Source organism: Azospirillum sp. ST 5-10, assembly GCF_051225715.1.
Classification (GTDB): domain Bacteria; phylum Pseudomonadota; class Alphaproteobacteria; order Azospirillales; family Azospirillaceae; genus Azospirillum.
Genome location: NZ_JBPJSP010000037.1, coordinates 32,553 through 45,154 on the forward strand (window position 1 = coordinate 32,553; position 12,602 = coordinate 45,154).

Consider the following 12,602-nt stretch of genomic DNA (forward strand, 5'->3'; position numbering starts at 1 on the left):
GCCTTTAATCTCTGATTAACCTTCTTCTTAAGGATCGTTTAACATCGAAAGAGGGACCCGCTGCGTGACCCTGTGTATCGACCTAAGCAGGTTTGCCCAGATCGGGCCACAGACGGCCCGGCCTGGGCAAACCTGCGGACTCTATGGTTTGCAGGTTTTCCGAGCCCGCCCAAAGGTGGGCGGAGTTCGGAAAACCTGCTTAGTCGGCGACGACCGCCGGTTTCCTGAGGAGCGCCAGCAGATCGTCGACCGGCATCGGCCGGGCGAGGTGATAGCCCTGGACGAAGTCGCAGCCGGCCTGGCGCAGCAGGGCCAACTCCTCGGCCCGCTCCACGCCCTCGGCGGTGACGGTGAGGCCGAGATGCCGCGCCATCGCCGTCACGGCATTGACCAGGCCGCACAGGGTCGGGTCGCCGTCCATGCCGGTGACGAAGGAGCGGTCGATCTTGAGCTTGGCGAAGGGGTACTTGCGCAGATAGGCGAGCGACGAGTAGCCGGTGCCGAAATCGTCGATGGCGATGGGGATGCCCATGCCGTGCAGGATGCGCAGCGCCTTGCCCGCCCGCAATTCGCCGGACAGGAAGACGCCCTCGGTGACCTCGATCTCCAGCGCGTCGGGCGGCAACTGGTGGAGGTCGAGCGCGCGGGCCACGTGGTCGACCAGGGCGACGTCGACGAGGTCCTTGGGACTGACGTTGACGGCGACGGGGAAACGCCGGCCGAGCTCCTTCGCCAGCCGGGCCGCCGCGGCGGCTGCGGCGTCCACCACCCATCGGTCGATGTCGCGCACCAGCCCGGCCGTCTCGGCGATCGGGATGAACACGCCGGGCGGCACGTAGCCTTCCCCGTCGCGGTTCCAGCGCACCAGGGCCTCGGCGCCGGCGAAGCGGCCGGTCGCGGTCTCCGCATAGGGCTGGAGGTGCAGCTCCAGCCCGCCGTCCTCCAGCGCGTCGCGCAGGCCGGATTCGAGGTCGACGCGGCGGCGCGCCTCGGCGTCCATCGACCGGAGGAAGTGGCGCACGGTGTTGCCGCCGGCCTCGCGGGCGCGGATGGCGGCGCTGTAGGCGGCCTTCTCCAGGTCGATGGCGGTTCGCCCGTCGCCCGGAGCCGCGGCGATGCCGATGCGGACCGTCATCCGCACCGTCGTGCGGCCCACGGTGATGGGGGCGGCCGCCGCGGCGAGGAGCGCGGCGGCGAGGGCGTCGGCCTGCCGGCGGTCGCCGGGGTGGAGCACCAGGAACTCGTCGCCGGTGACGCGGGCGAGCGTGTCGGCGTCACCGACGAGCGCGCAGAACCGGCGGGCCAGCTCGCGGATGATCGCATCGCCGCCGGCCTGCCCGAGCGATTCGTTGATGCGGGCGACGTTGTCGGTGGCGACGTGCAGCACCGTCACCGCGTTGGTCTCGACGAGGTGGCGCTTCAGGCGGCCGTGCGCCAGGGCGCGGTTGGGCAGCCCGGTCAGCGCGTCGTAGTTGGCGGCCCGCTCCAGCGCGTCTTCGTAGCCGCGCTGGAGCGTGATGTCGTGCTTCACCGCGAGATAGTTGATGATGCGGCCGTCGGGATCGAGGACGGGGGAGATGGTCGCCCGCTCCCAGAACAGCGTGCCGTCCTTCTTGCGGTTGCAGAGATCGCCGCTCCACACCTGGCCGGCGCCAAGCCGCTCCCACATCTCGCGGTAGACGCTGGCCGGCGTCAGGCCGGAGGCGAGGATGCCGACGCTCCGGCCGATCACCTCGCCGCGGGCATGGCCGGTGATGCGGCAGAAGGTGTCGTTGACGTAGAGGATACGGCGCTCGGTGTCGGTGATGACCAGGGACGACGGACTCTGCTCCACCGCCGCGTTGAGGATGAGCAGCGAGCGCTCCGCCTCGGTCCGGCGCTCCATCTCGGCCCGCAGCCGGCGCCGCGAATGGGCGATGCGCAGGACCGCGCCGGACAGCAGCACGATGACCAGGACGGCGGCCGCGGCCAGCCCCGGCGCGTAGCGGGCGAGCACGTCGCCGAACGCGAAGCGGACGTCGGCGTAGGGGCCGACGCGGAGCTCGCGGAACAGCTCGTCGACCGGGCGGTAGGAGCGCGGCGCGACCCAGCCGAGGATGCCCGCGGCCCGCGCCGCCTCGCTGTCGGCCGGCAGGTGCAGGGCCGCCAGCGTGACCTCGCGGGCGAGGGCGTCGGGCGTCCCGGCGACCACCGCCAGCGGCCATTCCGGATAGAGCCGGGTGCTGAGCCGGTAGGGAAAGCCCGCTTCCTCGCGGGGGTTGACGATGCGGATCTGCTCCAGCCGGAGCTTGCCCTCGGCCGCCAGGCGCTCCACCAGGTCGGCGCGCACGAAGCCCGCGTCGGCGCGGCCGGCCAGCACGCCGCGCACCACCTCCTCGTGATTGCCGGTTTGCGGCAGCAGGACGGCCTTGCGCAGCAGATCGATGCCCTGGGCGCGCGCCTCCCCCTCGTGCACCTGCCAGCCGCCCAGGCTGGCGCGGTCGGGGTAGAGGATCGACCGGTGGCGCAGATCGGCGTAGGTCCGCAGGTCGCTCCGCTCGGCCCGCGCGATGACGACGCCGCCCATGCGGTCCAGCGGCTGGCCGTCCGGTCCGGCCTTCAGCCGCGTGGCGACGCGGGCCGCGTCGTCGGCCAGTTCCATCTCCGTGTACTGGCCGGTGTTGGTGATGACGAACTGCACGGTCCGCTGGCGCACGGCCGCGGCCAGATCCGCGTAGGCCAGGGGCTCGACGACGAACCGCATGCCCGGAACCTGTTCCGCGAAGTAGGCGGCATGAGGCCCCCACTCCGCGCGGGCCGCGTCGGCGCCGCGGTAGGCGAGCACGCCGATGCGGACCGTCGGCGTGTCCGCCCCGTCCGCCCATGCCCGCGGGGCCCATGCCCGTGAGACAAGGAACGCGATGAGCAGCAGCGCCGTCAGCGCCTGGACCAGGTTCCTTCGTATCATCGCCGCCCGTTTGAGCCGACCGCGGGAATGACCCTACGGATCTGCGGTTTCTATGAAGCTAAACGGGGCGCGGCGGCCGATCAACGATGGATATAGGCCGATAGGCCAGTCGCCGTCAGCGGGGCAGCGCCGGGCGGAACGCGGACGCCGGCACCGCGAGGTTGGGCCGGTCGGCTGCCGTCGACACGGCGACGCTGACGCCCACCACCGCCCAGCCCGTGCCGTCGGCGCGTAGCAGCGGCCCGCCGCTGGCGCCGCGCGAGGCGGAGCAGTCGTGCCGCAGGAGGACGTCCGGCGAGGGCAGCGCCCGGCACCGGCGGTCGGCCATCAGCCGGTGGGCGCGGTCCTGGCTGAATCCGGCGAGCGCCAGCGCTGTCCCCGCGGCCGGCGGCTCGTCGGCGACGGGCAGCGGGGTGGCCCCCGTCGGCGGGCCGGGCGCCAGGGTCAGCACGGCCCAGTCCGCCGCGAGGGTCGCCATCGGCTGGCTGCCGTCGTAGGCGGGGCCGACGTCGTACCGCTCCACGGTGCGGTGGACGCGGTAGGCGCCGCGGTCGTAGCCGAACAGCACGTGCAGCGACGACGCCTCGAACAGGCGGCGGGTGCGCGGGTTGAAGAGGCAGTGGGCGGCGGTCAGCACGCGGTCCGGCGCCACCAGGGCGCCGCTGCAGCGCCCGCCGAGGTTGGTCTGCACCCGCGCCACCGCCGACCAGGGCGGGGCGCCGACGTCCACCGGCACGCGATGGTCGTCGGCGGCGACGCCCGGCAGCAGCGGGTCGGCGGTGGCGGCGCCGGCCGGCGCCGCGGCGAGGCCGGCCAGCAGCGCCAGCGCCGCGCCGGCGCTACGCCACGGCGAACAGGTCGTCATCGCCGGGCGGCTCGCGCTCGGGGGCGGCGGGATCGCCCGGCGCGGTTTCCCAGCCGAGGCCGGGCAGGGCGACGATGCGGCCGCCGCCGTGCTGGGTGCGCAGGACGATGACGCCGCGCTGCTCCAGGTAGTCGAGCAGGCGCCGCGCCCGGCCCGGCGAGCGGCTGCCGCACGCCCGCGCCACGGCGGCGTCCGACGGGCAGGGGGCCGCCTCGAGGGCGGCGCGGGCGAGCAGCAGGTACAGGCCGTGCAGGTCCTCCGGCAGGTCGGCGGCGACGGCCAGCGCCCTGTCCCACTCCGGCGCCTCGGCCGTGCCGCCGGCCACCCCGGCGCGCGCCGCGGCGAGGCGGCGGCGGAAGGCCGGCAGGTCCGGCGGCTTGCCGGCGACGGCGCGGATGCGGCAGCGCACCAGGAAGTCCTGGTAGAGCACGGCGACCGAGCGGTAGGCGGCCTCGGGCTCCGCCATCACCTCGCGCAGGATCGTGTCGAGGACCGCCTCCCGCTCGGCCAGCTCCGCCTCGCTGGGCTCCTCCTCCGGCGGCGGCGCCGCCGCCGGGCGCGCCTGGGCGAGCTGGGCGAGGATGTCGGCGGTCGAGGGCGGCGGCGCCGGAGGCGGCCGGCGCACCGGGGGCGGGAAGGCGGACGGCTCGGGCTCGGCGGCGGCGAAGATCAGCCCGTGGGCGTCCTCGGGCGGGGTGTCCGGCAGCGGCATCAGGCGCGGGCTGCCGGTGCGCCCGGCGGTCTCCACCGCACCGATGCGGATCGGCAGGGGGCGGCGCGACAGGGCCGGGCCGAGGGCCACGAAGTGGCCGCGCTCCAGGTCGCGGAACATCTCGGCTTGGCGGCGCTCCATGCCCAGCAGGTCGGCGGCGCGGGCCATGTCGATGTCGAGGAAGGTGCGCCCCATCAGGAAGTTGGAGGCCTCGGCGGCGACGTTCTTGGCGAGCTTCGCCAGGCGCTGGGTGGCGATGATGCCGGCCAGCCCGCGCTTGCGGCCGCGGCACATCAGGTTGGTCATGGCGCCGAGCGACAGCTTGCGCGCCTCGTCCGACACCTCGCCGGCCGCCGCCGGGGCGAACAGCTGCGCCTCGTCGACGACGACCAGCATCGGGTACCAGACGTCGCGGTCGGCGTCGAACAGCCCGCCCAGGAAGGCGGCGGCGTGGCGCATCTGCGCCTCGACGTCGAGCCCCTCCAGGTTCAGCACCACCGACACCCGGTGCTGGCGCACCCGGGCGGCGATGCGCTGCAGCGCCGCCTCGCTGTGGTCGGCGGCGTCCACCACCACGTGGCCGAAGCGCTCGGCCAGGGTGACGAAGTCGCCCTCGGGATCGAGGATCGCCTGCTGCACCCAGGGTGCGCTCTGCTCCACCAGCCGGCGCAGCAGGTGCGACTTGCCCGAGCCGGAGTTGCCCTGCACCAGCAGGCGGGTCGCCAGCAGCTCCTCCAGGTCGAGCGCTGCCGGAGCGCCCGCCCCGGTCGTCCCCATGTCGATGCCGACCTTCATCCACGGCTCCCGTTGCCCCGTACGCTCCCCCCTATAACGCAGGAGAGGCGGGAGGGGGAGTCGGATGGCTGGGGCAAGTGGTCGGGTTGTACCCCCCTCCCGGCCTCCCCCCACTTCGCGGGGGGAGGAGAAAGCCCTCCCCCGCGTCAGTGGGGGAGGGTTTGGGTGGGGGTACGATGCGGCAACCTCACGCCGGCGCCCGCAGCCGCTCCGCCCCCTTCAGCACCAGGTCGTGCAGGCCGTGGCCGCCGGCCTCGATGTGCTCCAGCAGGTGGCGGCGCATGCGTGGTTCCCAGAAGTCGCGGATGTGGGCGACGGTCTCGGCCACCGCGTGCTCGTGGGGGTAGGAGGCGAAATAGCCGGCGATCTGGTTCGCCATGCGGATCAGGTCCTTGTCGTGCATCGCGAGGCTCCGTCAGGGTCGGGTCAGAAGAGGATCACGCCGTCGCCGGGGGCGCGGGCGGCCAGGGTCATGCCGGCCGCGTGCGCCAGCTCGAGCGCCAGCGCGGTGGGCGCTGACAGGGTGGCGAGCAGCGGCACGCCGAGCGTCGCCGCCTTCTGCACCAGCTCGAAGCTGCAGCGGCTGGACATGACGACGAAGCCGGCGGACGGGTCGATCCCGGCACCGGCCAGGGCGCCGGCCAGCTTGTCGAGCGCGTTGTGGCGGCCGACGTCCTCGCGGGCGAGGCGGATGCCGCCGTCGGGGTCGCACCAGGCGGCGGCGTGGACCGACCGGTTGGCCCGCGTCATCGGCTGGTGGTCCTTGAGGGCGGCGAAGGCGGCGGCCACCGCCGGCGGCGAGGGCGCGACGCCGGGCGGCACCCGGCGCGGCGTCCGCACCGCGTTGGCGAGGCTCTCGACGCCGCACAGGCCGCAGCCGCTGCGGCCCTCCATCGAGCGCTTGCGCAGGGACCCGCTCATCAGCCGCATGGCGTCGGCGCGGATGTCGAGGACGATGCCGCCGTGGGTGCGGCGCACCGTCACCCGCTCGATGTCCCCGGGGGCGGCGACGATGCCCTCGCACAGCGAGAACCCCAGCGCGAAGTCCTCGAGGTCGGCCGGGGTGGCCATCATCACCGCGTGGGAGCGCCCGTTGTACTCGAACGCCACCGGGGTCTCCTCGGCGATCATCCAGGTCACCGCTCCGGCGTGGCCGGTGCCGGTGACGGCGACCGAGCCGGTCGCCGCGGCGCTCCCGCAGGGCATCACGTCCTCCTACTCCGCGGCGACGCCGACCTTGACGATCGGCGCGTGGCGCTGCGCCCAGTCGGTCGGCTGGTTGCTGAGGCGGATCTGCACCGCGGTCACCTTGTATTCCGGGCAGTTGGTCGCCCAGTCCGAGGCGTCCGTGGTCACCACGTTGGCGCCGGTCACCGGATGGTGGAAGGTGGTGTAGACGACCCCCGGCGGCATGCGGTCGGAGATCTGCGCCCGCAGGGTGGTGGCGCCGACGCGGCTCCCCACCGACACCAGGTCGCCGTCGCGGATGCCCCGCTGCTCGGCGTCGTGGGCGTTGATCTCCAGGATGTCCTCGGGGTGCCAGGCGACGTTGGCGGTGCGCCGGGTCTGGGCGCCGACGTTGTAGTGGCTGAGGATGCGGCCCGTGGTGAGGATCAGCGGGTAGTCGCGCGACGGCCGCTCCTCGGTGGCGATGTACTCGGTGATCATGAAGCGGCCCTTGCCGCGCACGAAGCCGTTGGCGTGCATGATCGGCGTGCCGTGCGGGGCGGCGTCGGTCACCGGCCATTGCAGGCTGCCTTCCTCGTCCAGCCGCTTGAAGCTGACGCCGGCGAAGGTGGGCGTGAGGCGGGCGATCTCGTCCATGATCTCCGACGCCGTGTCGTAGTGCATGGGATATCCCAGCGCCGACGCCAGCTCGGCGACCACCCGCCATTCCGCCTTGCCGGTCTTCTCCGGCATCACCGGCCGCACGCGGTTGATGCGCCGCTCGGCGTTGGTGAAGGTGCCGTCCTTCTCCAGGAACGAGGTGCCGGGGAAGAAGACGTGGGCGAAGGCCGCCGTCTCGTTGAGGAAGAGGTCTTGGACGACCAGGCATTCCAGCGACGACAGCGCCGCCGAGACGTGCTGGGTGTTGGGGTCGGACTGGGCGATGTCCTCGCCCTGGACGAACATGCCCTTGAAGGTGCCGCCGATGGCGGCGTCGAACATGTTGGGGATGCGCAGGCCCGGCTCGGGATCGATGGGGGCGCCCCAGGCCGCCTCGAACTGCGCCCGCACGGCGCTGTCGGAGACGTGGCGGTAGCCCGGCAGCTCGTGCGGGAAGGAGCCCATGTCGCACGAGCCCTGCACGTTGTTCTGCCCGCGCAGCGGGTTCACGCCGACACCCTCGCGGCCGATGTTGCCGGTCGCCATGGCGAGGTTCGCCATGGCCATGACGGTGGTCGAGCCCTGGGTGTGCTCGGTGACGCCGAGGCCGTAATAGATGGCGGCGTTGCCGCCGGTGGCGTAGAGGCGGGCGGCGGCGCGGATCTCGGCGGCCGGCACGCCGGTCGACGCCTCGGCGATCTCCGGGCTGTTGCGCGGTTCGGCGATGAAGGACTCCCACCGGGCGAACTCGTCCGCCTCGCAACGCTCGGCGACGAACGGGCGGTTCACCAGCCCTTCGGTGACGATCACGTGGGCCATGGCGTTGAGCAGCGCCACGTTGCTGCCGGGGCGGAGCTGCAGGTGGTGGGCGGCCTGGACGTGCGGGCTGCGCACCAGGTCGATGCGCCGGGGGTCGGCGACGATCAGCTTGGCGCCGGCGCGGATGCGCTTCTTCATGCGCGAGCCGAACACCGGGTGCCCGTCGGTCGGGTTGGCGCCGATCACCAGGATGACGTCGGTCTTGTCGATCGAGCGGAAGTCCTGGGTGCCGGCCGAGGTGCCGAAGGTCTGCTTGAGGCCGTAGCCGGTCGGGGAGTGGCAGACGCGCGCGCACGTGTCGACGTTGTTGGTGCCGAAGGCGGCGCGGATCATCTTCTGGACGACGTACACCTCCTCGTTCGTGCAACGCGACGAGGTGATGCCGCCGATGGCGTGCCGGCCGTACGTCTCCTGCACCGCCTTGAGGCGCCGCGCCGCGGTGGCGATCGCCTCCTCCCACGACACGACCCGCCACGGGTCGCTGGTGCTCTCGCGCACCATCGGGTGCATGACGCGGTCCTTGTGGGTGGCGTAGCCCCAGGCGAAGCGGCCCTTGACGCAGGAATGGCCCTCGTTGGCGCCGCCGTCCTTGTGGGGGGTCATGCGCACCACGGTGGTGCCCTGCATCTCCGCCTTGAAGGAGCAGCCGACGCCGCAATAGGCGCAGGTGGTGATGACGCTGTGCTCGGGCTGGCCGTGCTGGACGACCGACTTCTCGATCAGCGTCGCGGTCGGGCAGGACTGGACGCAGGCGCCGCAGGACACGCATTCGGAGCCCATGAAGGACTCGCGGGCACCCGGCGACACCATGGAGGCGAAGCCGCGGCCGTCGATGGTCAGCGCGAAGGTCCCCTGCACCTCGGAGCAGGCGCGCACGCAGCGCGAGCAGACGATGCACTTCGACGGGTCGAAGGTGAAGTAGGGGTTGCTCTCGTCCTTCTGCTTCTTCAGGTGGTTGGCGCCGTCGTAGCCGTAGCGCACCTCGCGCAGCCCCACCGCACCGGCCATGTCCTGCAGCTCGCAGTCGCCGTTGGCGGCGCAGGTCAGGCAGTCCAGCGGGTGGTCGGAGATGTAGAGCTCCATCACCCCCTTGCGCAGGCGGGCGAGGCGCTCGTTCTGGGTCGCCACCTTCATCCCCGGCGCCACCGGGGTGGTGCAGGACGCCGGGGTGCCGCGGCGGCCCTCGATCTCGACCATGCACAGGCGGCACGAGCCGAAGGCCTCGAGATGGTCGGTGGCGCACAGCTTGGGCACGGTGATCCCGGCCTCCGCCGCCGCGCGCATCACCGAGGTGCCTTCCGGGACGGTGACGCTGCGGCCGTCGATCTCCAGCGTGACCATGGTTTCGGACGTGCGGGCGGGGGTGCCGTAGTCGATCTCGTGGATCATCGTCATGATCGGGTCCTCTCCGGTCACTCGGCCGCCATGGCGGCGGGGCCGCGGGCGAAGTCCTCGGGGAAATGCTTGAGCGCGCTGCGCACGGGGATCGGCGTCATGCCGCCCATGGCGCACAGCGAGCCGTCGGTCATGACCTCGCAGAGGTCGTTCAGGATGGCGAGGTTCCGCTCGACCTGCTGGCCGGCGATGATGCGGTCGATGGTCTCGACGCCGCGGATCGAGCCGACGCGGCAGGGGGTGCACTTGCCGCAGCTCTCGGCGACGCAGAACTCCATGGCGAAGCGGGCCTGCCGGGCCATGTCGACGGTGTCGTCGAAGACGACGATGCCGCCGTGGCCGACCATCGCCTCGACCGCGGCGAACGCCTCGTAGTCCTTGGGCAGGTCGAACAGGTGGGACGGCAGGTAGGCGCCGAGCGGGCCGCCGGCCTGCACCGCGCGGATCGGCCGGCCGCTGATGGTGCCGCCGCCGAACTCCTCCAGCAGCGTGCGCAGGGAGACGCCGAACGCCTTCTCGACGATGCCGCCGCGGCGGATGTTGCCGGCGAGCTGGAAGGCCAGCGTGCCGCGCGAGCGCCCCACCCCGAAGTCGCGGTAGTAGGCGGCCCCCTTGTCGAGGATCACCGGCACCGAGGTCAGCGACAGCACGTTGTTGACCACGGTCGGCTTGCCGAACAGGCCCTCCAGCGCCGGCAGCGGCGGCTTGGCGCGGACCACGCCGCGCTTGCCCTCCAGGCTTTCCAGCATGGAGGTCTCCTCGCCGCAGATGTAGGCGCCGGCACCCGTCCGGGTCTCCAGGTGGAAGGTGTGGGTCGTGCCGTGGATGTTCTCGCCGAGCCAGCCCTGCTCGTAGGCGTGGGCGATCGCCTCGTTCATGGTGGCGACGGCGTGGGGGTATTCGGAGCGGATGTAGATCATGCCGTGGGTGGCCTCCACGGCGAGTGCGGCGATCGTCATGCCCTCGATCAGGCAGAACGGGTCGCCTTCCATGATCATGCGGTCGGCGAAGGTGCCGCTGTCGCCCTCGTCGGCGTTGCAGCAGACGTATTTCTGGTCCGCCTTGGCGTTCAGCACCGTGTTCCACTTGATGCCGGTGGGGAAGCCGGCGCCGCCGCGGCCGCGCAGGCCGGACTCGGTGACCGCGGCGACGATCTCCGCCGGCGTCATGGCCAGCGCCTTCTCCAGCCCGGCGAAGCCGCCGTGGGCGCGGTAGTCCTCGACCGACACGGGGTCGATGATGCCGCAGCGCGCGAAGGTCAGGCGCTCCTGGTTCTTGAAGTAGGGGATCTCCTCGGTCGGGCCGTGGCCGAGCGGATGGTCGCCGCCCATGAGGAAGCCGGCGTCGAACAGGGCAGGGACGTCCTCCGGCGCGACGGGTCCGTAGGCGACGCGGCCCTGCGCGAGAGCCACCTCGACCAGCGGCTCCAGCCACAGCATGCCGCGCGAGCCGTTGCGGACGATGCGCACGTCGGCGCCCCGGCGGTGCGCCTCGGCGGCGACGGCGGCGGCCACCTCGTCGGCGCCGACCGACAGGGCCGCGGCGTCGCGCGGGACGTACACGGTGACGGGGGCGCTCATTGCACGCACTCCGTCTGGCGCAGGGCGCCGGTCAGCGCGTCGAAGCGGCGGGCGTCGACGCGGCCGTAGAGCCTGTCGTCGATCATCACCGCCGGCGACAGGGCGCAGTTGCCGAGGCAGAACACCGGCTCCAGGGTAAAGGCGTCGTCGTCGGTGGTGCCGTGGAAGTCGACCTTCAGCTTCGCCTTGATGTGGTCGATCAGGCCGTCGCAGCCCATCGACTGGCAGGCCTCGGCGCGGCACACCTTGATGGTGTGGCGGCCGGGCCGGGTGCGGCGGAACTCGTGATAGAAGGACACCACCCCGTGCACGTCGGCGCGCGACAGGTTCAGCGCGCCGGCGAGCAGCGGAACGGCCTCCTCGTCGATGCAGCCGAACTCCTCCTGCAGCGCGTGCAGGATCGGCAGCAGGGCGCCCCGCAGGCTCTTGTGGTTCTCGACGATGGTGCGGGCGCGCTCCGCGTCCCAGGGTGCTCGACCGTTCACGATCCCTCCCCCGGCCGCCTGCGTGGTGCGGCCGATGTCCTTGGCTGAAGCCCGGCGGGCGCCGGGTCGTCATGGGTGATGACGGTCAGCCTGCGGGATGATCGGCAGGTCCGCAAATTTCATTTTCGGATGGCGTCATAGGGTTTCGCTATCGTGCCGCGTCCCAGGCCGCCAGCGTCTCCGCCAGGGTGGCGCTCAGGCGCTGGCCCACCGTGCTGTCCGCCGCCACGTTGGCGAGCGCCTTGGCGAGCGGTGCCGGCGGATCGCGGTCGGCGTAGACGAGGCCGACGGCGTAGGTCAGGTCCGGCTCGGTGAGCGGGAGCGCCACCAGCTCGCGGTGCCTGGGCATCTGGGTCAGCAGCTGGCTCGGTACGACGCTGGCGCCGACCCCCGTCAGGGCCAGCGTGTAGAGGGTGCTGATGGAGTTGGTCTCGACCGTCGGCTTGACCGTCCTGTCGGCCATGCGGAAGGCGGCGTCGGCGATGCGCCGGTTCTGCATGTCGGGGGTGAGCAGGCACAGCCGCCGCTGCGCCGTCTCGCCCCAGGTGATGGTGCGGGTCTCGGGAGCGACGTCCTCGCGCCGGGTCAGCAGCAGGTAGCGCTCGGAATAGAGCGGTACGGTGCGCACGTGCTTCAGCGGCTCGTTGTCGAGATAGGTGACGGCGGCGTCCAGTTCGAAGGCGTCGAGGTCGCGCTGGATCTCGCGCGAGCTGGTGGAACGGATGGCGGCGCGGGTCGCCGGGTAGCGCTCGGCGAAGCTGGCCAGCAGGTGCGGCACGGCCGGCAGCGCGGTCGGGATGGCGGCGATGCGCAGGTTGCCCGACACGCCCTCGGCCATGGCGACGAGCTCCTGGCGCAGCCCGTCGCGCTCGGCGACGATGCGCCGGGCGTACTCCAGCACCTTGCGGCCCTCCGGGGTGAAGCCGGCGAACTTTTGCCCGCGCTCGACGATGGGGACCTGCAGGTCCTCCTCGAGCTGGCGGATGGCGTTGGAGAGCGTCGGCTGCGAGACGTGGCACGCCTCGGCCGCCCGTCCGAAATGCCCTTCGCGGGCCAGCGCCAGGAGGTAGACGAACTTGCGGAACAACGGGGGATTCCTCCCGACGGGCTGCGTGCGGGAGGACAGGATACGGAATCCCTGCATGCTTGTGCAGGAAAACGACGGGACGGGATCACG

At 72.5% G+C, this 12,602-nt stretch carries 9 protein-coding genes; all 9 read right to left on the bottom strand.

Annotated features, from left to right (window positions below; genetic code table 11):
- Nucleotides 1-199: 199 nt before the first annotated feature.
- The 9 genes from ACSBPG_RS27910 to ACSBPG_RS27950 all read right to left on the bottom strand — a co-directional run bounded on the left by ACSBPG_RS27910 (nt 200) and on the right by ACSBPG_RS27950 (nt 12,512).
- Nucleotides 200-2,947: an EAL domain-containing protein gene (locus ACSBPG_RS27910; RefSeq protein WP_435540519.1), complete on the bottom strand. Its 2,748-nt coding sequence runs from the start codon at nt 2,945-2,947 to the stop codon at nt 200-202.
- A 115-nt stretch (nt 2,948-3,062) separates the two neighbouring features.
- Nucleotides 3,063-3,812, bottom strand: a complete 750-nt coding sequence (locus ACSBPG_RS27915) for a trypsin-like serine peptidase (RefSeq protein ID WP_435540520.1) — start codon at nt 3,810-3,812, stop codon at nt 3,063-3,065.
- Nucleotides 3,787-5,319 carry a helicase HerA domain-containing protein gene (locus tag ACSBPG_RS27920; protein ID WP_435540521.1) on the bottom strand — a complete coding sequence of 511 codons (1,533 nt, stop codon included), beginning with the start codon at nt 5,317-5,319 and terminating at the stop codon, nt 3,787-3,789. The genes ACSBPG_RS27915 and ACSBPG_RS27920 overlap by 26 nt, the downstream gene beginning before the upstream one ends.
- Nucleotides 5,320-5,506: 187 nt before the next feature.
- A complete protein-coding gene (locus tag ACSBPG_RS27925) occupies nt 5,507-5,722 on the bottom strand; it encodes a formate dehydrogenase subunit delta (RefSeq protein WP_435540522.1) in 216 nt (71 codons plus the stop codon).
- Between the two features lie 23 nt (nt 5,723-5,745).
- The gene (gene fdhD / locus ACSBPG_RS27930) at nt 5,746-6,525 is read right to left on the bottom strand and encodes a formate dehydrogenase accessory sulfurtransferase FdhD (RefSeq protein ID WP_435540523.1); all 780 of its coding nucleotides are present in this window, start codon (nt 6,523-6,525) and stop codon (nt 5,746-5,748) included.
- 9 nt (nt 6,526-6,534) lie between these two features.
- Complete coding sequence (fdhF, locus tag ACSBPG_RS27935) at nt 6,535-9,360, bottom strand: formate dehydrogenase subunit alpha (protein WP_435540524.1); 2,826 nt, start codon at nt 9,358-9,360, stop codon at nt 6,535-6,537.
- Nucleotides 9,361-9,377: 17 nt separating this feature from the next.
- Entirely contained in the window at nt 9,378-10,940 is a 1,563-nt protein-coding gene (locus tag ACSBPG_RS27940) for a formate dehydrogenase beta subunit (RefSeq protein ID WP_435540525.1), read from the bottom strand.
- On the bottom strand, nt 10,937-11,425 hold the full coding sequence (locus tag ACSBPG_RS27945; RefSeq protein ID WP_435540526.1) for a formate dehydrogenase subunit gamma: 489 nt from the start codon (nt 11,423-11,425) through the stop codon (nt 10,937-10,939). Before ACSBPG_RS27945 ends, ACSBPG_RS27940 begins: the two co-directional genes overlap by 4 nt.
- A 148-nt stretch (nt 11,426-11,573) precedes the next feature.
- Nucleotides 11,574-12,512 (bottom strand): LysR family transcriptional regulator, encoded by a 939-nt coding sequence (locus ACSBPG_RS27950; RefSeq protein ID WP_435540527.1) that lies wholly within the window; start codon nt 12,510-12,512, stop codon nt 11,574-11,576.
- Nucleotides 12,513-12,602: the final 90 nt, after the last annotated feature.

What these genes read in the sequence shown, in the direction of transcription:
- ACSBPG_RS27910 (WP_435540519.1), bottom strand. Translation starts at nt 2,947, where the DNA reads ATGATACGAAGGAACCTGGTCCAGGCGCTGACGGCGCTGCTGCTCATC.
- ACSBPG_RS27915 (WP_435540520.1), bottom strand. Translation starts at nt 3,812, where the DNA reads ATGACGACCTGTTCGCCGTGGCGTAGCGCCGGCGCGGCGCTGGCGCTG.
- ACSBPG_RS27920 (WP_435540521.1), bottom strand. Translation starts at nt 5,319, where the DNA reads ATGAAGGTCGGCATCGACATGGGGACGACCGGGGCGGGCGCTCCGGCA.
- ACSBPG_RS27925 (WP_435540522.1), bottom strand. Translation starts at nt 5,722, where the DNA reads ATGCACGACAAGGACCTGATCCGCATGGCGAACCAGATCGCCGGCTAT.
- fdhD (WP_435540523.1), bottom strand. Translation starts at nt 6,525, where the DNA reads ATGCCCTGCGGGAGCGCCGCGGCGACCGGCTCGGTCGCCGTCACCGGC.
- fdhF (WP_435540524.1), bottom strand. Translation starts at nt 9,360, where the DNA reads ATGACGATGATCCACGAGATCGACTACGGCACCCCCGCCCGCACGTCC.
- ACSBPG_RS27940 (WP_435540525.1), bottom strand. Translation starts at nt 10,940, where the DNA reads ATGAGCGCCCCCGTCACCGTGTACGTCCCGCGCGACGCCGCGGCCCTG.